This window comes from Paraperibacillus marinus, assembly GCF_046237605.1.
GTDB classification, from domain to species: Bacteria; Bacillota; Bacilli; order Bacillales; family DSM-1321; genus Paraperibacillus; species Paraperibacillus marinus.
Map to the genome: position 1 here is coordinate 3,994,713 of NZ_CP143542.1, position 21,858 is coordinate 4,016,570.

The window sequence follows — 21,858 nt, forward strand, 5'->3', positions numbered from 1 at the left end:
CCCCATTTCCCGGTTATTTCCCAGACAATATATGACAAATAGGAGCAGCGGGTGCTGTTCTTTTTTGTGTGAAGAGGATGATTAGAGTTGTTTTGTAACGAAAATGTAATATTACTGTTATGGGATATTATGTAGAATGATGTAAAAAGAGTAAATTTTAGGGGTGGACCTTTTGAAAAAGACGATTGCGGCATTGACTGCTTCTATTATAATATCCAGCAGTTTGGTTCCTTCTGCCTTAGCGGCTTCCTATAAGGTGAAGAGCGGCGACACTCTCAGCAAGATTGCCCAGAATAACGGTGTCACAGTTGCACAGCTGAAGCAAATGAACAAGCTGAAAAACGATGCCATTTTCCTTGGCCAGACGCTTCAGGTGCCGGATAAGAAGCCGGCTGCAAAGCCTGCACCGAAACCCGCTGCACCTAAACAAACGGTCTATACGGTTGTAAAGGGCGACTCTCTTGATAAAATTGCGCGGAAATATAAAACAACGGTATCCAGCCTGAAAAAGTGGAACAGCCTGAAGAACGATACCATCAAGCTCGGCCAAAAGCTGAAGGTCACGGCACCTAAACCGGCACCAAAGCCGGCTGTGAAGCCTGCACCCAAACCGGTACAGCCTCCAACGGCACCAGCTGTAAATTATATAGTCCAGCCCGGTGACAGCCTCTGGCTGATTTCTTCCAAATACGGCGTTACTACAGCGGATCTCATCCAGGCGAACAAGCTGAAGACGGAAAGCATCAAAGCGGGACAGAAGCTTGTGATCCCAAATCCTAAAAAGACGCCTGCAGTACCTGCTCCGGCTCCGGCGAAAGCTCCTGCCAAGCCGACAGAAACACAGGCCGTGAAAATCCAGCAGGCCATAGAAGAAGGACATAAATACTTAGGAGTTCCCTATTTATATGGCGGCTCCACTCCTGCAGGCTTTGACTGCAGCGGTTTTGCTTATTACATATTCAGCCGGACAGGCTTTGACATCAAGCGTACAAGCTCTGCAAACTATTTCGGCCAAGGCCAGACGGTTACACAGCCCCAGGCCGGCGACTTCATTTTCTTCTCGCCAAGCCCCGGCTCGCCAAGCATCACTCACATGGGAATCTATATCGGGGACGGCCGGTTCATCCATGCCGACTCCACCAAGGGAATCACCGTCACTTCGACGGAAGTCTCCTATTTCAAAACAAGGTTCCTTGGCTATAAGAGATTATTTTAAAACCAAATCTTAAGAGGCGTCCCACAAGGGTCTGGCTCCCTCTTTTTGTCACCGCATAAGGATGGTCAAGCCAGCCTGCCGCGTGTGACTGAGGGACCCGGCCCTTTGATTTTATAAAAAGCCCTTACTTAAAAGCCCTTTTTCCTCTCCCTGCCAATTTCCTTCTATTGCTTGTCTAACACATATTTAGCTAGTAGAATAATGAAGTTGACTTGTAATCGGCACACTAGATGAAACAAACGACTAATTAATGTAGGAAGGTTTTTTACTATGTTATTCAGCTCAACCGTTTTCCTTTTTCTTTTTTTACCAGTTGTACTTGTTGTTTATTACATACTGCCACGGACATTCAAGAACACCTGGCTGCTTGGGGCGAGCCTTGCCTTTTACGCATGGGGCGAGCCTGAGTTCCTGCCGATCATGCTGTTCTCCATTGCGATCAACTATGTGTTCGCCATCATCGTTGATAAAAAGCGCGAGAGCAAAACAGCGGTCAGATGGATCCTGGCTGTAGCGGTCATCTCTAACCTGATGCTGCTAGGCTACTTCAAATATGCAGGTTTTATCGTTGAAAATATGAACAGCCTGTTCGGAACGGATTATGCCAATCCGAATGTACCGCTTCCGCTTGGAATTTCCTTTTATACCTTCCAGGCAATCAGCTATGTGATCGACGTATACCGCCGCGATGGCGGGGTACAGAAGAATCCAATCAATATGGCGCTCTATAAGTCCCTCTTTCCCCAGCTGATTGCAGGTCCGATCGTACGCTATCAAACGGTATCCGACCAGATCAAGGACCGGAAAGAAACTTTTGAGAAATTCGCCTATGGAACGAAGCGCTTCATCATCGGCCTTGGCAAAAAGATGTTCCTTGCGAACAACTGCGGCTGGGTGGCTGACCAGGTGTTCGCCCAGAACCCTGACGAAATTTCGATGGGGCTTGCCTGGATTGGGATTATCGCCTACTCCCTCCAGATTTATTTTGACTTCTCTGGATACTCCGACATGGCGATCGGCCTTGGAAAAATGTTCGGCTTTGATTTCCTTGAAAACTTTAATTATCCATATATCTCCCGTTCTGTAGCAGAATTCTGGAGAAGATGGCATATTTCACTCGGAACCTGGTTCCGTGATTACCTGTATATCCCGCTTGGCGGAAGCCGTGTGTCTGAATGGAAGGTATACCGGAATCTCGCTGCCGTCTGGTTTGCCACCGGAATCTGGCACGGGGCGAGCTGGACCTTCATCGCCTGGGGCGTCTATTATGGCGTGTTCATCATGCTTGAGAGAGCATTCCTTGGAAAGCTCCTGAAAAAATGGCCGGTATTCGTCCAGCATATCTATGCCCTCCTCGTGGTTATCGCCGGATGGGTATTCTTCCGTGCTGAAACCTTTACGTATGCCATCGGCTATTACAAGGCGATGCTCGGCTTGAATGGAGCCGGCATCTGGAGTGCGGACGCAGGATACTATTTCACTCAGTACGGAATCCTGATTCTGCTTGCCATCATTGGTGCCACTCCGCTTTTAGTCACCATTAATAAAAGCGTGCTCGACAAACGCCCAACCCTGTACACCCAGGCTGCCTGGGATATCGGCAAAACCGGCTATTACCTGCTGGTAATGGCAATCGGCATCGTCTCAGTCGTTGCCAACACGTTCAACCCGTTCATCTACTTCCGCTTCTAGACCTAAAAAGATGGGAGGTTACCGACAAACATGAAGCATGCATTATCGAACTATATTGTAACTGGAATATTCCTTTTGATCATTGCCGTTTTCACCATTTGGACATGGTCAGCGAAAGACCTAAAGCTCTCTGTCCTTGAAAACCGGAATCTTACCCAGAGGCCGGATGCCAATGTGGAATCCGTCATATCCGGGGACTATACGAAACGCTTTGAAACGTATTATAACGATCAGTTCCCAACGCGCGAGCGCTTTGTGGAAATCAATTCAAAAATAAATAAATATGTGCTCGGCCAGAATATCGTCCGGAACGTTTATGTTCACAAGGACGGCTACCTCCTGAGCCCTGTCAAGGACGGTACAGATTCAGACGCCCAGAAGATTGCGGGCAAAATCAACACATTCTCAGAAAAAGCCAAGAAACTTGGCGCTGACACATACTTCACGCTCATGCCAAACAAGTCGACCATTATGGAAGACAAATTCCCGAGCTATTTCCCTAGCTTTGGTGAAAAAAATACATCACAGCTTATGAAGAAAATCAGCCCTTCTGCCCATCCGGTCAACCCTTTGCAGACAGTCAAATCACATCTGGACGAAGGGAATATGTATTTTTACACCGATCACCACTGGAAAGCAAAAGCCGCCTTCTATGCTTATCAGGATGTGATGGCAAAAATGGCTGAAGACGATCCTGCCGTCGGAGCTCCCCGTAACTTCAAGGATTATGAATGGAAGGAAGAAGGCAAGCCCTTCTACGGCTCAGATGCACGGACTACAACAAAGGCATATGTAAAGAAGCATGACACGGTAACAGTAGCCACACCTAAATTCAGCGAAGAGAAGATCAATGTCTGCTACAACGCTGTCTGTGACCGCGGTTTTTACAATATGGACATGCTTGACCAGGATGAATTGTACACCAACCGGTACGGCACTTATCTAGGCGGCGACCATTCCGAAACAGCAATTTATAATCCGAATAAAAAGGGCCAGACGCTCCTGATCATCAAAGATTCCTATGCCAATGCTGCCATCCAATTCTTTGCCCGGCATTTTGAAGAAACACGGGTGCTCGATCTGCGCCATTATAAGAAAATGAATGTAGAACAATATATTAAAACGTATGAAGTGGATAAAATCATTATCCTGCACAATGTAAATTCCATCTATCTTACACCAAGTCTGACCAACTACGAACATCCAGGCATGGGAGAAAACCAGTAACCCGCCAATAATGGTATGTTTTGACATTGTTTTAAAATATCTTTTATACTAAATTATATGAATAGACAGACTAATCTCATTTCATATAGAACCCTAGACATAGAAAAGATGGCTGCTTCCCGCGGCCCATCTTGCTGTAATGGAGGAGTTAGATGATGGATCAAAACAAAGACCTTTTAGAACAGTTAAAAGCGCATCCGCCAAAAATCATCGGCGGATATAAAAAGCCAGGCTGGGCCCTGAAGGTCCTCGATAAAATTAGCAATGACGCCGCCGAGTATGAAGCAGACCGCTCTGCCGTCACCGCCAAAGCAATCCTTGAGGCCGCCGACGGCACCTACTATCCAGCCTTCCTCACCCTCGACCTGAACAACGGAGGGCAGATTGCCGGCGCTTACTTCATCTCAGAAAAAAACGAACAATTCGAGCTGCTGCCATTTGAACTCGCCAAAGAATTCATTCCAAAAGAAGAATCCGGGCTCACTCCTTTCAAATACCGCACCCTCGAACAAATCGAAGGCGATGAATACCAGGCCAACTGGCCCGACTTCACCTAACAGACCCTGCCTGCCCCCTCACCGGGACAGGCTTTTTTTGACACAAAAAAAACTGCCTAACAACGGTTAAATGTTAGACAGCCTAACTTGTAATCATCGGTATCATAGCGCCTGTTCCCAACCTTCTGATGTCAGTGCCATAAATCTTGCTTTATCTTTTTGTTCAAGAGCTTTATCAATTTCTTCATAACGTTTCGCCTCAAGGAATTCACTCTGCACCTTTTCAATAATCTTCGTAGCGCCGTGAGTATATTCCGTCCTGGCCTGAGTCAAAATCTTCTTCGTCTTCAATGCATCTTTATCCATTAAGTAATCAGACTGCAAATTGCCAAATTGATCACGGTTAGATTTGTATTCATGTTTCATAGGGGTTCACTGCCTTTCTGATAAAGGTATTTGTGATATAAATACCCCAATTTACAAAATAATAACATCATTTATCTTTTTCGGTTAAGACTGTGTAAAAGATTGCGGCGCCTTTTCGTTTATAACAGAGTGGGAGTGGCGGGTGGGGTGGGTTTTGAGTATGGCGGGTGATTCTGGGAAGAACGCGGTTGGCGAGTAAATCCGCGTTTTTGGCGAGTAAATCTCGAGTTCGGCGAGTAACGGTGCCCAGAAGACCTTTTTAATATACCCGCCCACCCTGCCTAACACCAAAATATCCGCCCGGGCACCAAATTCACCTCATCTCAAGCAAAAATCACCATTCCCCCGCCATATTCAGCTAAATAGCAATCCATTCCTGCCCAAAAGCCGGCAAGCGGTACAAAAAATGCTACAGCCGCCTGCACCCTCATAACTGACTGGCCCTTTATTAAATAGATTTTGAACTGGAGGCGGAGCGCTGACGGGCACGCCAAGTGAACTTGAGTCCCGCAAGTAAATTGGCGGCTTCCGCAAGTAAATTCCCGAGTTTCGCAAGTAAATTTCTATTTCCGCAAGTAAACAGGCTGACTCTGCAGTAAATTGCTATAATCCGCAAGTAACACCCCTCCAGCTGCCCCGCCGCCCCCTGCCCAACAGCCAAAAAACCAGCCCTCACACCAAATTCACCTCACCTCAGGAAAAACTCACCATTCCCCCGCCATATTCAGCAAAAAAACCACCGCCTTCCAGCCCAACAGCCGGCAAGCGGTACAAAAAATGCTCCAGCCGCCTGCCCCCTCATAACTGACTGGCCCTTTATCAAATACTCCCCCGCCAAAAAAGCGGCACCCCCACACAACGGGCACCGCTTCCTCCTTCAGTTTAATCTCTTCTTATCCGAACTCATAATCCAGATGCTATAGGCATCCCCCTTAACGAGTTCCTTCATCTCCGGGCTCTGTAAAAATTCGGCGATCAGCATCTCCATATTCTGTCCGAATTCTTCCGCATCCCCGGCTGTGCTTTTGATTTCGGTGCGGATGGTGATTTTCGGTTCAGGGTACACGGTGTAGCCAATTCCTTTTGCATGGAAGTCTTTCTTGGCCATCAGGTCCTGGGCGATGGCAGAAATGACTGAGCCCCAGCGGTTGTCCTGTTCCCGTTTCGCCAGGTTAATCTTCCGGATTTTGATGGGATAAGGTTCACCGTTACGCGCCTTCACCTCAGCTGCAATAATCTGCTTCAGTTCATCCACCCGTTTTTCCGTATCCGGAATTTCCACCTGGATGTCCCGTACGACCTTCCCATCCGGTTTAAAGTCCCTGACAAATAAATTCATTATGTCGAATCCTTCTTTCTTTAAAGCAACATTCAGCTCCTTCTCCAGCGCCTGACGCTTCAACTCTTTAGCGTCCGGGGCCGGCTCTTTTTCCATGGCGCTAGCATCAAAGCGGTCGATAACAATTTTAAATGCATCGTATCCTTGAGACTCCAGCGTTTTTTCGGCTAGCTTCCTAACGTCTCCCTTAATGCTGTCGTAATACTCCTTGGAGCCTTCGAGCTGGATGTGGAATTCTTTTTGCGGCTGATAGGAAACTCCGAGGCCGCTGAATTTATAGTGCTTCTTTTCTAATTCCTTCACCATCAGATCATTGATGTCTTCTTTTTTAAACAGCAGCTTGAGATAAGGAATCTTGGATGCCACATCGGCCATTACCGGTGAAACAAAAGCCGAACTGATGAACAGCCCAATCAGCAGGACGGCCGCTGCGCTGTATACCCCAATCCGCTTCATTATTCGCTTTCTTTTATTCTGCCGCACGCCGCCTGCGATTCCCGCTTTGATTCCGCTCTCGAGCTTTTCATCGAAAACCACATCCTGAAGGACAGTGTCTGTCATGCTCCCGCGCAGATTTTTCAATTTATCTTCCAAGCGAATCACCTCTCTCATACATGTCTTTTAACAGATTCCGTCCGCGGTGCAGCCTAGTTTTTACGGTACTGGCATTTAATGAAAGGAGCGTGCTGATTTGTTCAATGCTGTATTCCTCAAAATAGTGCAGATAAATGACCTCCCTGTACTTGACCGGGAGGGAGAGCACCCGTACTGAGAGCTCCCTGTCCTCGATTTTTTTCAAGATGGCCGCCTCGGGGCTGTCTCCTTCAGACTGGTGATGGTCAAACAGGGCTCCTGTTATTTTCCTGCTTCTGTACGACCAGGATTTCAGCACATCCTTGCATCGGTTTCCTGTAATCCGGTAAATCCAGGTTTTGATGGATGAATCCCCGCGGAAAGCATCCAGGTTTTTATAGCAGCTGATGAAAACTTCCTGAGTGATATCCTCGGCAAGGCTCTTATCTTTCACATAGGAATATGCCAGCCATAAGACATTCTGGCCATATTCCTTCATAATGCTGTCGAATGTGAGGGTGCCCTGATTGATCTTCTGTTCCTGATTGCGCGCGCTTTGCATATTCATGCCGGCCTCCTTTCCCTACACATACAGACGACAGTTTGTCAAAATGGTTCCCTGCATTTTATTAAAATTTGGAATCTATTGGTTTACGAGGCGTACGATGAGGGTATGGGTAAATATTCGTATGTACTATGAAGCTTCTTATCTACATTCCATCTCCAGGGAAAAATCCTCCTAATTACTCATTTTAATGCGTTATCACTGATTCTTCGAAGCTAATAGTATACAATGATTCTTTACCACTTCCGCTTTACATTGTAAGAAGGCAGGGACATTCAACATGACAAAAACGTACTCCACACGCGAGGAGCGAAGGCTTGCCCAGCAGGCAGAGAAACAGAAGAAGAAAAAAAAGGGTTCTTTTTTCCGGAAACTGCTGATTGGCATGCTCGCCATCATCATACTTGGCCTTGGGGCCATAGGCAGCACAGGCTACGCCCTGATCCAGGGTGTGCCGAAATTGAACGAGGCGAAGCTGAAGGATCCGCTTTCCTCGAAGTTTTATGATAAAAATGGCCGGTTCATCCATGAATACGGCAAACAGCAGCGTACGAAGATTTCGTACGAACAGATACCAAAGGTTCTGGAGCAGGCCATCATTGCTACAGAGGACAGCCGTTATTACTCCCATAAAGGAGTGGACGTCAAGCGGACGGCAAAAGCCATCGTGGAAAATATCACAGGGGACTTCGGGGACCAGGGAGGCAGTACGATTACCCAGCAGGTGATCAAGAACTCCTTCCTTTCTCCTGAGAAAACCATCAAGCGGAAGGTCCAGGAATGGTATTTAGCCTATAAGCTCGAGAAGAAATACAGCAAGGAAGAAATCCTCACCATGTATGTGAACAAGATCAATCTTGGGAACCATGCATACGGAGTGGCGGCAGCGGCCCGGAATTATTACGGCCTCGATGTGGCTACTCTGGATAAAATGACGCTTCCGCAGGCGGCCATGATTGCCGGGCTGACACAAAGCCCGAACAACTATGACCCAACCAGGCCGGAGAATGTGAAATCAGCTACCGAGCGCCGCAATATCGTCCTGTTATTGATGAACAGGCATGGCTATATTTCAAAAAAAGAGATGGAAGACGCAAAAAAGGTTCCGGTCACACAGGGACTGGTCAAGAAAAAGGCAGCTTCCGGAATGCCTTATGAAGCATTTCTCGATGGAGTGGTGCAGGAGGTCGAGTCACGCATGAAGGATGTGGACATTTCAACAGACGGACTGCTGATTTACACGACGCTTGATCCTGAGGCCCAAAGCTATGCAGACCGGATCATGGCCGGGGAGCTGGTGAATTATCCGAACAGCCGCTTCCAGGCGGCGTTTGCCTTCACCGATTCCAAGACAGGGGCCATCCGGGCAATCGGCAGCGGACGGAACGAGAATAAAACCAATTTCCGCGGCCATAACCTGGTCACGAGCATCAAGCGCCAGCCGGGTTCGACCTTCAAGCCTCTCTTTGACTATGGGCCGGCCATTGAATATCTGAAGTGGTCGACGTATCATCAGCTGAAGGATGAGCCGTATGAATATTCGACCGGAGATCCGATCCGGAATTATGATAAAAAATACAAAGGCACCATGAGCGCCCGCAATGCCCTGATTGAATCGCGGAACGTGCCGGCACTGAAAACCCTTGAGGCAGTAGGCCTTGACCGGGCAAAGAAATTCACGCAGAACCTGGGCATCCCCTACAGCGGCGGACATGTTTATGAATCATATGCCATCGGCTCAAATTCGGTTTCACCGATCGCCATGGCCGGCGCTTATGGCGCGTTTGCCAATGAAGGCGTCTATAACAAGCCTCATTTTGTAACGAAGGTTGTTATGCCGGATGGTAAAGTGATAGATTTCAAGCCTAAGAGCAAGAAAGTAATGAAAGATTATACCGCCTATATGGTGACCGACATGCTGCGCGGCGTGCTGAATGCCGATAACGGTACGGGCAGGCTTGCCCGGGTGGATGGCGTTGATATCGCCGGCAAGACCGGGACCACAAACTTCGATGAAAAAGTTGCGGCTCGGTACGGCTATCCTGATGACGGAACCCGCGACAGCTGGTTTGCCGGCTACAGCAGCAAATACACGATGGCGGTCTGGACCGGGTACACCAAAAATGGAAGCGGAAATTATATGAACAAATGGGATACAAAGGTAGCCCATTATATCTTCCAGAGCATGATGCAGAAATTCGCAGCCGGAAGCAAGCCGTTCACACAGCCGCAGTCCGTAGAGGAGATCCGGAAAGAGCTCTACGTCAAAGGCCACTATGACATGGTACCGCCGGCGCCAAAACCGAAAGCCAAACCGAAACCAAAGAAAACCGAACATAAAAAAGCGGATAAAAAAGAAGATAAAAAAGACAACAAGAAACCAGATAACAAAGACAAAAAAGAAAACTACAAAGCGGAACCTGCTAAAAAGAAAGAAGAAAAACCAAAGCACGAGAAAAAGGAAAAGAAGCAAAATTAGGGGGTCTGACCCCATTTCCGGGAAATGGGGGACAGTCCCCTATTTCCCGATTATTTCCCAAGGAAAAGCACTACCTGCGATTGTCTGCGGTTAGTGTTTTTTTGGCTGTTTTCGTAAATATTGTTGCTATACCATGACTAAAACTAAGAAAACTCACATTAGGAAAATTGCGAGTTTTTCTTATTTAAGGATTTGCATCTTCAACTGAGCAACCGTTAGTGACTTATTTTTTAAGGTAACGTTTAAAGTGATTATACATACGTTCAATCTTTTCATTAGATTTAAGGTCAGGATTGCTACTAATGCATTGAGTAAGGGCTTTTAATAAATTGTATAGTTTGCAGTTTTCTTCAAAAATTAATTCTGTTTTCAAATCGTACCCTTTTTCATAAATGCTAATGGTCAAGTTTTTTTCATCGATTATTTTAAATTCCCATCTGTATTCAGTGGGTTCATCTAACATTATAAAATCAATGTCCTTCCTAGGAAACGGAGCCAGATTCGGTACTATCTGATAAACTGCATTTAGTAATCCCTCTAAAGGGTTATTAAATAGGTAAGAGCATACAAACTCAAATTTATTATTATCGGTAGCAATGAAGCCTGAAGCCCAGGTATCACCAGTGGTGTATTTATATTGAAAATCAATATTATAGGACATCAACAGCAACCCCCTTGTTACACAATCCTGCCCCGTTAGTTAAACAAAATTATTTCCATTATTCTAATTTTAACATAAGCTCTAGAATGGGTTGCCGGTTTAATTCAAATTTTCGCACATCAAAATTGCGTTATCCAAGCATAACAAAGCGGTAATATCTATGTATTGAGCCAATACACGGTCTATCTCAGTACTTTTAATTCTGCCTGTGCCGGCCATTCCGAAATTACTTTTCTATTTCGATCCTGGGCTACAAGCACACATATCTGTTCATTAAAAATACCCCTTTTTGCAGCTACTCCACGAAAACAGCCTTTTTTTAATGTGTAAGCGCTTGGTAGATGGAGTAGTCCACTTCACCCGAGACAGAGGCGAGACCCCCTGGGCACAGTTCCATGGCCATGAGGTATTCGGGGGCGGGCGGCAGGTTTTTTTCAGAGGCATGGATGCCGAATTCGGACGAAGTCCTGAATCCGAACTGGCGGTAATAGCGATAGTCCCCCTCCACGATGACTCCTTTGTATCCCCTGCTGGCGGCCATATCAAGGGCCGTCCTCACCATATGCCGGCCGATTCCCTGGCGCTGCCTGCGGGTTGCCACCGACACCGGCGAGAGCATCAGGACTTCCCCGCCCCGCGCGCCACTGATGGGAAACCTTGAGAGCATCACATGCCCGGCAAGCGAGCCGCCCGCTTCAATCAGCAGATCAAACTGCGGAAGATAATAGGGTTTTTCCCTGATTTCCCTGACAAGCGCCTTCTCCAGCCTTCCATCAGAATAGCTTGTGTGCTGGAACACTTCATACACAAAATCCTCCGTGAGTTTGTATTCTTCTTTTCTTACCTGCCTCATTTCCATCCTCATCTCCCCCTCTTCTATAATTGTAATCAAACCGTTATATGAAAAAACAGAAATTTGTGATTAAATCTATTTATGCGAAAAAAAATCACGGAGGATCAGGAGAATATATGAAAAGCCGGACAACTCAGCGTAAAAAAGCACCGAGAAAGAAAGTGAAATATTTTCTGGCAGTATTGTTGACCGCCATTATCAGCCTCGCAGCCTACACCTCTTACCAATACTACGGGGGCAGACAGCTCAGCATGAAGGATCAGGCTGCCTCTGCTAAAGAACCCGTGTCTGCCGAATTCAACGGCCAGGAAAGTCCTAAGGGAAAGACCAATGTTCTCCTTTTAGGTGTCGATAAACGGGAGAAGCAGAATGGCTCTAATTCCGATACCATGATCATCGCCCAGTATGACTCGGACAATAAACTGGTAAAAATGGTTTCGCTTATGCGCGATATGTATGTACAGATACCGGGATACGAAGGCTATAAAAAACTGAATTCCTCCTATCTGCTCGGCGGCCCGGAATTAACCCGCCAGACGATCAAGCAGAACTTCGGAATCGACATCCAGTATTATGTTTCGGTTGATTTTAAAGGCTTTGAGAGGGTGGTAGACACCCTGGCGCCTGAGGGAATTGAAGTGAAGGTAGAAAAAGCGATGAGCAAAAACATCGGCGTTTCCCTCGAGCCGGGCATTCAGAAGCTGCATGGAAAGGAACTGCTCGGCTATGCCCGCTTCCGCCATGATGCCCAAAGTGACTTTGGCAGAGTCAAACGGCAGCAGGAGGTCATCAAGCTTGTTTCTAATGAAATCCTGAGTACTAGCGGGATTTTGAAAGCTCCCAAGCTGTTAGGTACAATCCACCCCTACATTGAAACCAATATAAGCGACCTTAAGGGCATCGGCTATCTTAAGGATTTCCTGGTCCACCGTCCGGAAATCACGGAGACGATGTCACTGCCTGTCGCAGGCTCTTATACCAATGAACGGGTACCAGTATTCGGAGATGTGCTGAAATACGATGAGACTGTGAACAGTGCAGCGATTGATTCATTTCTCAACTAAAAACCAACATGAGATTTCTGCTCACAAGCCATGCATGGAAAAGAACACAGAGAAGAGCAGGAACAAACACAAATAGGCGGTGGAGCGGAATAAGACACACCAGGAATGCCAGAAAAGTGCATGATGTGCTCATCCATCTGCAGGAAGCCCTTTTAATCCATGCAGCTCCGACCCTTTTCCACAGAAAAAAGAAGGCATACAATCCTCCGATTGTATGCCTTTTTGCTGTATGTTATTCGCCCTCTGGCGGATACACCGTCCAGCTGCTTAAATCCGGATTCTGCTTCAACATGACCGAAGCAGGAAAAACAAAGGTCCATGGCTTGCTGGTATTGGCTTTCACCTCAAAGTTATCCAGGGTGAATCCGCCGCGGCAGATGATATCGCCCGCTCCGTCTTCTACCTGAAGCGGAATCTGCTCGAGCTTGATTCCCCGGTCGCTACCATTGCGGATCAGCACCGTCACCGCAAGGGCGCCATCGGGCGCCGGAGCTGCTTCGATTCCCATGAAGTTGACTTCACCCGCAGCAAGGCTCGGCAGCCCCTTTACAAGGCTTGTCAGTTTTTCACGCTGCAGCTCGGTAATCTGATTTTCCCAGCTCGCATCAAGATCCAGGATGTGGGACTCCTGATCGGCCGGCTGCTTCAATTCAAACGCCAGGGTCCACCCATCTTCATCGCCGGGGATGTCCGGAGTCAGAACATTTTCACTGGTGAACAAAAACCGCCATGGTGTGCAAGATAAAGGAGGCAGTTCACCAAGGTCGGTCAGGTCAAACTGCTGTCTGGCGAACGGACGACCTTCTTTGTCCAGAAGCAGCAGGTCAGCCCCGCCGATTCCAAGCGGCTTTGAGACGGTATTCCTGAGGAAGGCGGTGACCACCAGATCCCCAAAGAACTCGGTCAGCTTGATGCCGGTGATGGAGAGCTGGTTCGGCTCCAGGCCTTCCAGCTGCTGATGCTTGTACCGGAATACATAGCTTTCTGACGCACTCATCTCAAGATCCGGGTGGAAGTGGATGGATGTCTGTACACCCGCGCTTCCCCCCCGTGTTTCCTGGATTTCTGCTGGCTGTTCTACAGGCTTCTCTGCTGCCTTTTTCTTTTTGAGTTTAAAAAGTGCCATCTTCTAGTTCTCCTTCTTCCTCATCTGCCGCTGCCTCATCAACCTCAAACTGACTTTTTACAAATTCCATGAATCGAAGCGTGATTCCGGATTCAATATTCAGCATCAAGCCTTTGAACTCATGCAGCGCCTCTTTCTCAAACAGAATATAAGGATTTTCCTGGCCGTAGCTTCTGAGCTGCATGCCGTCCTTAATATGATTCATCGTCTCCAGGTGCTGAATCCAGTGAAGATCGATTTGCTGCAGCATGAACTGCTTCAGCTGGCGGCCAAGCTCTTCATCTCCCTGCAGGCTGAGCACAAACTGCTTCAGCTTCTCGAGCTGTGGCAGAAGCAGCGCTTCCGTCTCAGCAGGCTCCAGATCTTCAATCTGTTCGAAGGTAACATCCAGGCTGAGGAAGATATGGGACAGCTCCTCAAGCAGACCCTTTTGGTTCCACTGCTCCGGATCTTCAGGGAACGCCCTGTCGAACACCGCGCGCACATATCCTTCCAAATAATCGAGAAGCTCAGAGAACATGTCAGCAGGCGGAAGCACAAGGATCCGGTCGCGCATGGAATACACCACCTTGCTCTGCTCATCCATGACATTCTCAAGCTTTAAAAGGTGGCTTCTGGATGAGTAGAACATGTTCTCGATGGTTTCCTGCACTTTTTTCACATATTTAAGCGGATCCGGCGATAAGACCAGTCCTGTTTCGTCTGTTTTCACTTTTTTCTCAAACTTCGTCTTTTCCTCTTCATCATAGTAGGTGAAAAGGTCATCTTCGAGGGAAATGATGAACTGCGTGCTGCCCGGGTCTCCCTGGCGGCCCGACCGCCCCCTCAGCTGCATGTCGATCCGGTTGCTCTCATGGCGTTCGGTGCCGATGATATGGAGTCCGCCAAGCTCGCGGACATCTTCGCCGAGCATAATATCCGTGCCGCGGCCCGCCATATTGGTCGCAAGCATCACCTGCCCCTTCTGACCCGCCATGGAAATGACTTTTGCTTCATCTTCCTCGGTTTTAGCGTTCAGGATCTGATGCTTGATTCCAGCCTTTTTCAAATAGCCCGAAAGAGTTTCAGACTGGGCGATGGATGTGGTCCCGATCAGCACCGGGCGCCCTTCCTTGTTCAGACGCTCCACTTCAGAAACGATTTTATTGATTTTATCTTCCTTCTTTTTGTAGACAAGGTCGTCTGCATCGATTCGCTGAACGTCCTTATTCGTCGGGATGGTCACGACCTTCAGGTTGTACGTTTCCCAGAATTCAGCTTTCGATGGGGTCGCACTGCCTGTCATGCCTGAAAGCGTGCCGTAAAGGCGGAAGTAATTCTGGATGGTGATGGTGGCCTTCGTTTCATTTTCCTCGGAAATCTCGAGCCCCTCTTTAGCTTCAATCGCCTGGTGAAGGCCCTCGCTGAAGGTGCGCCCTTCCATCATCCTGCCCGTGAAGCCGTCAATGATCACAATTTTCCCGTCCTTGACGATATAATCCACATCACGGTTCATTACAACCTGGGCACGAAGCGACTGCATGATATGATGCAGGAGCTCCTGATGGGCGGCATCATACAGATTATCAATGCCAAAGGCAGCCTCGATTTTGGCAGCGCCCCGATCAAGCAGGAACGTCTGCTTGGTTTCGCTGAACAGCTCATAATCCATATCCTGTTCGAAGCGGCTCAGAAGCTCTGCTGTTATGTAAAATAATTCAGCGCCCTCGCTGTCCTTATCCGCAATGATGAGCGGCGTTTTCGCTTCATCGATCAGGATGGAATCCACTTCGTCCACGATCGCATAATGATGGCCGCGCTGAACTTTGTCCCCGATGTTATGGACCATATTGTCGCGCAGGAAATCGAAGCCGAATTCTGTGCCGGTTCCGTAGGTGATATCCGCTTTGTAGGCTGCCATTTTCTCACCCGGCTCCATGCCGGTGATGTTCAGGCCGACAGTCAGACCGAGGAACTCATGAATCTGACCCATCAGCTCCTTGTCGCGGCGGGCCAGATACTCATTGGCCGTTATGATGTGCACGCCATTCCCCTCCAGGGCATGGAGATAGCTCGGAAGCGTCGCAACCAGTGTTTTTCCTTCCCCCGTATTCATCTGGGCAATGCTTCCTTCATTCAGCACAAATCCGCCGATCAGCTGGACATCATAATGACGCAGCCCGATCACACGCCGGGCAGCCTCCCGTACCGCCGCAAATGCCTGAGCCTGGATATCCTTCAGTTTTTTCCCGGACTGCAGCAGTTCCTTGAATTCCTGGGTTTTATTTTTCAAGTCCTCATCAGACAGCTTTTCATATTGAGTTTCTAATTTATTTACCTGAGCAGCCTGCTTATGTAATCTCTTCAGGTCTTTGGAACTGTCATTGAACAGTTCTTTTACTCTAGTGATCATTTTATCGTCTCTCCTAATTTACCAATAAGTGTTTTACTAGTAGAATTATATCATAATATGTAAATATTTTAATTGTTGTAATATATTACCATAGGTGGTGTGCAGGGCCTTTTTCCTGCCGTCTCTATGGTTTTACATGAATGTGGGAGGTAAACAATGAAGAGATTGAGGATGATCGTATTCTGCCTGACTGCTGTGCTTGCTGTGAGCCTTCTTTTTGGAAAGGCTGAGGCGGCCTCGGATCCGGTCTATAATGCGATGGTTACGGGAATTACAAAGGCAGAAACGTCGATTGCACTGGGCAGGGGCGGAACGGACTTTAACCGGGTTAAGCGCACCTATGAAAAGGTGATGACAGAGCGGCCGGAGCTGTTCTACGCACCCTACAGCTACCGGGTGCAGGTTAAAGGAGAAAACGCCTATCTGTTATTAACCTACAAATATTCGAAAAGCCAGATAGCGGCCATGAAAACAAAATTCAATGCCAGGGTGAATGCCATCACGGCGGAAGCCAAAAAGAAGAAAACAGAGCTGGAAAAGGTGTTTTACATTCACGATTATGTGGTGAATAACACCGCATATGACGTGAAGAACTATGACAGGAACACCCTGCCGGATTCAGCCTTCTCGGCCTATGGGGCGCTGATTGGAAAAAGCGCCGTATGCGACGGCTATTCGAAGGCCATGGTGCTCCTGTTGAATAAGGCAGGCGTATGGGCGGTCAAGGTGAATGGACGCACGGATCAACCGCATTCCTGGAACCTTGTCCGGGTGGGGGGTAAATATTATCACCTGGACGCCACCTTTGATGATCCCGTCACAAAGGACCTCCAGCCTGTACTCAGCTACAATTACTTCCTGGTCCCGGACACGAGGCTCGATGATGATCACACCTGGACACGCGGAAACTACCCGAAGGCTGTGTCAGCCGGTTACAGCTGGCTGTACTCCCTGCCAGAAGCCGTCCGCTATAATAATTACATCTATTACAACGGCAAATCCGATTACAAGCTTTACCGCAAAACCATAACCGGCACCGGCAATACGAAAATCGCGAACATCCCGATGTACTCGCTGCACATCTACAAAGACTGGATCTACTTCATCCATCTTGCCGACGGCCAAAAACTCTACAAAATCAAAACAAACGGCACCAGCCTCACCAAAGTCGTCGCCAGCGCCGTCAAAAACGTCTACATCAAAGACAACTACCTCTACTACTACAGCTCCCGCCTAAACCGAATGGCCAAACTGCCATTAAAATAGGCCGGGGCAGCATGAATACCAGGGAAAACAGGGGGACAGTCCCTTATTTCCCAGCACACAAACCGCAAGCAGGCCGCACCAGGCCTGCTTTTTTCATTTGGGAAATGGGGACAGTCCCCTATTTCCCGGATTTCTGCCCCGGCAAAACCTGTTAGATCAAGGGCTGGCACTTGGGAAATGAGGGACAGTCCCGCCCGCGGTTTTTCTCTCGCCCCGCGTGTCTTCTCCGCCCTCCAAACGTTTATATACCAAGGTTTCGCTTGGGAAATACCCGGGAAATGGGGTCTGGCCCCCTTCTTCCCGCTAAAGCTTCCATTTTTTTGTAGACAAATGAAGCGGGGTTGAATAGAATTAAATACAACGTTGTAATTAATTACAATGATTTGCTTCTACAGAATGTTAAGGGGGGTTTTTAGTGGAACACGCTAAGATAATGCGCCGGGCGCAGGAAGCGGAAGTGAAGATGGCTGCTCCATCATTGTGGAGAAATGCCCGTTTTTTATGCTTATGGGGAGCTTCTATTCTGACGAGCTTTGCCTTTTCAATTTATCTCATGACCGAAACCTGGTATGTGATCAACGGATTGGATCTTGATTCTAAGCTGGGGTTGATTTTGATGATGACGACTATCCCCCGCGTTCTGCTGATGGCAATAGGCGGGGTTGCGGCCGACCGCTTCAGCAGGCCCCTGATCATGGGGATATCGAGCCTTCTGCGGGGAGCGCTGGTTCTGGCACTTGCTTTCCTCATTGCCGGCGGCTCCGGGACGCTTGCTGTCATGTTCATTTTTGCTTTTTTATTTGGTGTGCTTGATTCCTTCTTCTGGCCGGCAGGCGGTTCCCTCATGCCCTTCCTGGTTGGAAAAGATCAGCTGGTGCGCGCGAATTCACTTCTCCAGACCACCAATCAGCTCAGCTTTCTGGCTGGTCCCATCCTCGCAGGTGCGGTGATTAAGTTTGGCTCCTTTCAGTTATCCTTTGTCCTTGCCGGGGTGATGATACTTGGCAGCGCACTGCTCGTCCTTTTTTTGAAGGAGAAAAAACACACTCTATCTGCAGATATCCCCCAAAAGAAAGGATATCTGCAGGACCTGAAAGAAGGCATTCTGTATGTAAAGAAAATTCGTTATCTGCTGATCATGATGCTGACCTCGGTTATCGTGAACTTCTTTCTTGTGGGGCCCATGAATGCCGGCATGCCGCTGTTTGTAGAAGGCCGGCTGGGCGGCAGCATCCTTGACCTCAGCCTGCTTGAGAGCTTCTTTGCGGCCGGCATGCTCGGCGGCGCCCTCCTCACCGGCATCATCAACTTCAAGAAAAAACGAGCCGTCATTAACCTTTCTTTAATCGGCATGATGGCTATCTCAAACAGTGCCTTCAGCCAGGCAGACATGATTTTCAGTGCCGCTGCGCTGCTCGCTGTTACGGGCATCTGCATTTCCATGAGCAATATCCTCGGTTCGTCGATCTCTCAAGCAATCGTGGAACCAGCTATGATGGGAAGAGTCCAAAGCCTGATGGGGACTGCCTCGATGGGCTTTATTCCCCTCTCCTACGCCGGTGTCGCTGCCCTGCTTTCGTTCGGTATATCAATCAGCATGATCATCCTCATCACAAGCGTTCTGCTGCTTGCCTGGATACTTATCATACTGGCTGCCGCAAAGCCAATCCGGAATATCGACTGAGAAATAGGTTTCCATTTGTGCTATTCTTAAGACAACAAACCACCTGGAGGAATACGTTTTGAAATTCAAAATCACATCGATGGAATTAATGAAGATCCTCGCCGATCCGAGGCGGAGCAAAATACTGCATCTGGCGATGGATAAGCCTGTTACCGTCAAATATCTGGCCGAGCAGATTGGCGAGGATCCTTTAAAGCTCTATTATCATGTGAAAAAGATGGTGAAGCATGAACTGCTGGAAGTGGTGGAAACCGTCCAGCACGGAAATCTTACGGAAAAATATTATCAGGCCATCAACCTGGATGTGATTTACAGAGGAAACCTGGATGAGCAGTCCGAAGCCTCCGAGCTTGCTCTCTCGCTGGCCCGCCAAAAAATCGATCCCGGTCTGCGGCTGTATCAAAAAGCACTCGAAAAGGTGCGGGAAGATAAAAAAGAAGGCAGGCAGCACGAAATCCTGCCCTACCATGTGAGTATCAACAGCGGCACCGACCGGATCACGGGCCGGCAGTGGCGAAGGAGCATGGAAACCATCATCGAAACCATCGGCGGCGAAAAGCTGAAAATCGACGAATGGCCAGAGCTTCCCCCTCATGAATCAGACAGCGAAACAGGCACCTACCAATACGTACTCATCAGCTACAAAATCGAAGACGCCGACAAACTCGGCCTCATCCTGCCCGAAGAAGACGAGGACGGGAAATAATCGGGAAATAGGGGACTGTCCCCCATTTCCCGGCGGAAAAAACAAAGCAGGCCGCATGGGGCCTGCTTTTTGTTTTGGGAAATGAGGGACTGTCCCCCGCATCATTTTTTGAATGTTATTTGAGTTGCTTTGCTTTTGTTGCCGGCTTTGTCGGTTGCGACGGCTGTGAAGACACGTCCTGCCGGCTGTTTTTGGATGGTGGTCTGGAAGGTGCCGGCGGAATAGACGTTCATGGTGCGCAGCAGTTTCTTTCCATAATACAAGCGGACGGTAGAGCCTTTTTCCGCTTTCCCCTTCAGGACCGTCGATTTCACAGTCACCGGATAAACATACGGTGCCGGAGGCGGTGTGGTATCCAGTTCAGTAAACTTAATGGTATAAGCATAAGGAGAGAAGTGATTGTACTTCTCGAAAATCTGGACATAGTTGCTTCCAGGCTTCACATCCATGGTGAAGGTTTCGCCCAGGCTCATCCCTTTGGAATCATGCTCCTTCTCATCCACCGGTTTCCCGTTCACCAGGCGGTCTGTCCAGACAATGGAATCTGTATAAGCAACCCGCGACACATCCAGCCTGACCTTCATGCTCTTGGCTGATTTCAGCACATACCAGTCCACATCAAGAGGCGTATCATATTTATCTGTATAGCTTGTATTGACAGCTGCGGGCCGTGCAGATGCACGCATATCCCCGCTGTCCTTAGCCAGATTCGGTCTCTTTATCTGGAATGCTTTAACTGCATCCACCCTTCCAAAACCGGTGTATTTATTCCAAAGGTTTGGATAGCTTGGAATTTTATACGCAGAACGTTCCAGCATATATTCCAGCTCATACGGCTTCAGCGTCTTGTCGGCAGAGAGCAATAATCCGGCCAGCCCGCTCACGATCGGCGCTGAGAAAGAGGTTCCTGCAGCCTCCAGCTCATAGCCGCCGCGGCTCGTTGTAACCGCGATATCTTCCCCCGGGGCCGCAATATCAAGGGCCTCTCCGGCATTCGAAAATACGGAGCGCTTATCCTTGGAATCTGTGGACCCGACGCTCAGCACCTCAGGATAGGCCGCCGGGAAGCATACAGGAAGCTTATCCAGACCTTCATTGCCTGACGAGGCGACGACCAGGATGCCCTTATCCACAGCCCTCCGGACCGCCTCATACTCAGCCTGGCTCGGTTGATCACTGCCAAAGCTGATATTAATGATATTCGCACCCTTTTTGATGGCAAAATCGATCCCCCGGATCAAATTCGCCATTTCGGCGCCTTTATTGTCGGCTATTTTAACAGGGAGAATCTTTATATTCGGGTTCTTCGCGGTGATTCCGGCAATCCCGATCTTATTCTCCGCCTGTGCCGCAATCACCCCGGCAACAGACGTACCATGTCCGACATAATCAAGCGCATCGGCATCCTTATTCACAAAATCGTATCCCGGAAGAATTTGTCCTCCCCTAAGGTCGGGATGAGTATAATTCACACCTGTATCAAGGACCGCAATCGTTACAGCATCCTTAAAGTTATAGGTGCTCCATACATCAGGTATGCCAAGCTTCGGTAAATACCACTGCTTGACCGCATACTTATCATTTGGCAGCGCGGCAGCCAGGTGCTTCTTCACATAATTCGGTTCAGCAGAGGTGACACCCGGATGCCTCTCCGCCGCTTTTAAAAACAGAGTAAAATTCTTATTCTCAGGAACCCTGACCACATAAATCGTTTTAGGGCCGCTCTTAAACTGCTTAACAAGCTTCAATTTATATTCTTTTAAAAGTTTATCTACAGGCTTAGTGGAACTGATCAATGCCTCTCTATCATTCACTCCGGCCTGCGTATTCTTGCTGGTCAGGGGACGGGCTTCTGCTGCTGAAAAAAAAGATTTTTGCCTCCGGTCCGCATTCTCATCTGCAAAAGCAGCATGAGGAACAAGGGAAACCAGTGTTCCCGCCATAGCCAAGGGTGCCATCAACCTACCAAATTTACTTAACATGACTACCCTCCAGATCATTCTTAATCATAACTTACTAACCTCATAGCTTCCATTATACTCCTATAATCAAAAATCACTATCCCATTATCCTACAATTCCCAATCTAAAAC

General features: G+C 48.3%; 17 protein-coding genes and 1 pseudogene. 9 read left to right on the forward strand and 9 right to left on the reverse strand.

Going from position 1 to position 21,858, the window contains the following annotated elements:
- The first annotated feature begins 172 nt into the window (after positions 1 to 172).
- The 4 genes from V1498_RS20180 (at position 173) to V1498_RS20195 (ending at position 4,692) form a co-directional block, all read left to right on the forward strand.
- Positions 173 to 1,216: a LysM peptidoglycan-binding domain-containing protein gene (locus V1498_RS20180; protein ID WP_409295807.1), complete on the forward strand. Its 1,044-nt coding sequence runs from the start codon at positions 173 to 175 to the stop codon at positions 1,214 to 1,216.
- Between the two features lie 270 nt (positions 1,217 to 1,486).
- Complete coding sequence (locus tag V1498_RS20185) at positions 1,487 to 2,908, forward strand: MBOAT family O-acyltransferase (protein ID WP_409295808.1); 1,422 nt, start codon at positions 1,487 to 1,489, stop codon at positions 2,906 to 2,908.
- 30 nt (positions 2,909 to 2,938) lie between these two features.
- Entirely contained in the window at positions 2,939 to 4,135 is a 1,197-nt protein-coding gene (locus V1498_RS20190; RefSeq protein ID WP_409295809.1) for a DHHW family protein, read from the forward strand.
- 155 nt (positions 4,136 to 4,290) lie between these two features.
- The gene (locus V1498_RS20195) at positions 4,291 to 4,692 is read left to right on the forward strand and encodes a hypothetical protein (protein ID WP_409299388.1); all 402 of its coding nucleotides are present in this window, start codon (positions 4,291 to 4,293) and stop codon (positions 4,690 to 4,692) included.
- A 102-nt stretch (positions 4,693 to 4,794) separates the two neighbouring features.
- On the opposite strand, the gene V1498_RS20200 is transcribed toward V1498_RS20195, so the two are convergent.
- The 3 genes from V1498_RS20200 to V1498_RS20210 form a co-directional block, all read right to left on the reverse strand.
- Positions 4,795 to 5,058 carry an IDEAL domain-containing protein gene (locus tag V1498_RS20200; protein ID WP_409295811.1) on the reverse strand — a complete coding sequence of 88 codons (264 nt, stop codon included), beginning with the start codon at positions 5,056 to 5,058 and terminating at the stop codon, positions 4,795 to 4,797.
- 877 nt (positions 5,059 to 5,935) lie between these two features.
- Entirely contained in the window at positions 5,936 to 6,991 is a 1,056-nt protein-coding gene (locus V1498_RS20205; protein ID WP_409295813.1) for a DUF4030 domain-containing protein, read from the reverse strand.
- On the reverse strand, positions 6,981 to 7,538 hold the full coding sequence (locus V1498_RS20210; protein WP_409295814.1) for a sigma-70 family RNA polymerase sigma factor: 558 nt from the start codon (positions 7,536 to 7,538) through the stop codon (positions 6,981 to 6,983). The genes V1498_RS20205 and V1498_RS20210 overlap by 11 nt, the downstream gene beginning before the upstream one ends.
- Positions 7,539 to 7,815: 277 nt before the next feature.
- Here V1498_RS20210 and V1498_RS20215 point away from each other — a divergent pair, with 277 nt between their 5' ends.
- Entirely contained in the window at positions 7,816 to 10,014 is a 2,199-nt protein-coding gene (locus V1498_RS20215) for a transglycosylase domain-containing protein (protein ID WP_409295816.1), read from the forward strand.
- Positions 10,015 to 10,237: 223 nt separating this feature from the next.
- Here the strand turns inward: V1498_RS20215 and V1498_RS20220 are convergent, their stop codons facing one another.
- From V1498_RS20220 to V1498_RS20230, 3 genes and pseudogenes are all read right to left on the reverse strand, one after another.
- Complete coding sequence (locus V1498_RS20220; RefSeq protein WP_409295818.1) at positions 10,238 to 10,675, reverse strand: hypothetical protein; 438 nt, start codon at positions 10,673 to 10,675, stop codon at positions 10,238 to 10,240.
- A 126-nt stretch (positions 10,676 to 10,801) separates the two neighbouring features.
- Positions 10,802 to 10,977 (reverse strand): annotated as a pseudogene (locus V1498_RS20225) (IS1595 family transposase); the annotation flags it as partial.
- A gap of 17 nt (positions 10,978 to 10,994) precedes the next feature.
- A complete protein-coding gene (locus V1498_RS20230; RefSeq protein ID WP_409295820.1) occupies positions 10,995 to 11,534 on the reverse strand; it encodes a GNAT family N-acetyltransferase in 540 nt (179 codons plus the stop codon).
- A 110-nt stretch (positions 11,535 to 11,644) separates the two neighbouring features.
- Between V1498_RS20230 and V1498_RS20235 the strand changes: the two genes are divergently transcribed.
- Positions 11,645 to 12,592 carry an LCP family protein gene (locus V1498_RS20235; protein ID WP_409295822.1) on the forward strand — a complete coding sequence of 316 codons (948 nt, stop codon included), beginning with the start codon at positions 11,645 to 11,647 and terminating at the stop codon, positions 12,590 to 12,592.
- A 232-nt stretch (positions 12,593 to 12,824) separates the two neighbouring features.
- Here the strand turns inward: V1498_RS20235 and V1498_RS20240 are convergent, their stop codons facing one another.
- Both V1498_RS20240 and secA2 read right to left on the reverse strand, forming a co-directional pair.
- Positions 12,825 to 13,718 carry an accessory Sec system S-layer assembly protein gene (locus V1498_RS20240; RefSeq protein WP_409295823.1) on the reverse strand — a complete coding sequence of 298 codons (894 nt, stop codon included), beginning with the start codon at positions 13,716 to 13,718 and terminating at the stop codon, positions 12,825 to 12,827.
- A complete protein-coding gene (gene secA2, locus V1498_RS20245; RefSeq protein ID WP_409295825.1) occupies positions 13,705 to 16,110 on the reverse strand; it encodes an accessory Sec system translocase SecA2 in 2,406 nt (801 codons plus the stop codon). Before secA2 ends, V1498_RS20240 begins: the two co-directional genes overlap by 14 nt.
- 156 nt (positions 16,111 to 16,266) lie before the next feature.
- Between secA2 and V1498_RS20250 the strand changes: the two genes are divergently transcribed.
- The 3 genes from V1498_RS20250 to V1498_RS20260 all read left to right on the forward strand — a co-directional run bounded on the left by V1498_RS20250 (position 16,267) and on the right by V1498_RS20260 (position 19,766).
- Positions 16,267 to 17,376 carry a DUF5050 domain-containing protein gene (locus tag V1498_RS20250; protein WP_409295826.1) on the forward strand — a complete coding sequence of 370 codons (1,110 nt, stop codon included), beginning with the start codon at positions 16,267 to 16,269 and terminating at the stop codon, positions 17,374 to 17,376.
- 415 nt (positions 17,377 to 17,791) lie between these two features.
- Complete coding sequence (locus V1498_RS20255; RefSeq protein WP_409295827.1) at positions 17,792 to 19,060, forward strand: MFS transporter; 1,269 nt, start codon at positions 17,792 to 17,794, stop codon at positions 19,058 to 19,060.
- 58 nt (positions 19,061 to 19,118) lie between these two features.
- The gene (locus tag V1498_RS20260) at positions 19,119 to 19,766 is read left to right on the forward strand and encodes a helix-turn-helix domain-containing protein (protein ID WP_409295829.1); all 648 of its coding nucleotides are present in this window, start codon (positions 19,119 to 19,121) and stop codon (positions 19,764 to 19,766) included.
- Positions 19,767 to 19,867: 101 nt separating this feature from the next.
- Here V1498_RS20260 and V1498_RS20265 read toward each other — a convergent pair whose 3' ends face one another.
- Positions 19,868 to 21,748 (reverse strand): S8 family serine peptidase, encoded by a 1,881-nt coding sequence (locus V1498_RS20265; protein ID WP_409295831.1) that lies wholly within the window; start codon positions 21,746 to 21,748, stop codon positions 19,868 to 19,870.
- Positions 21,749 to 21,858 lie beyond the last annotated feature (110 nt).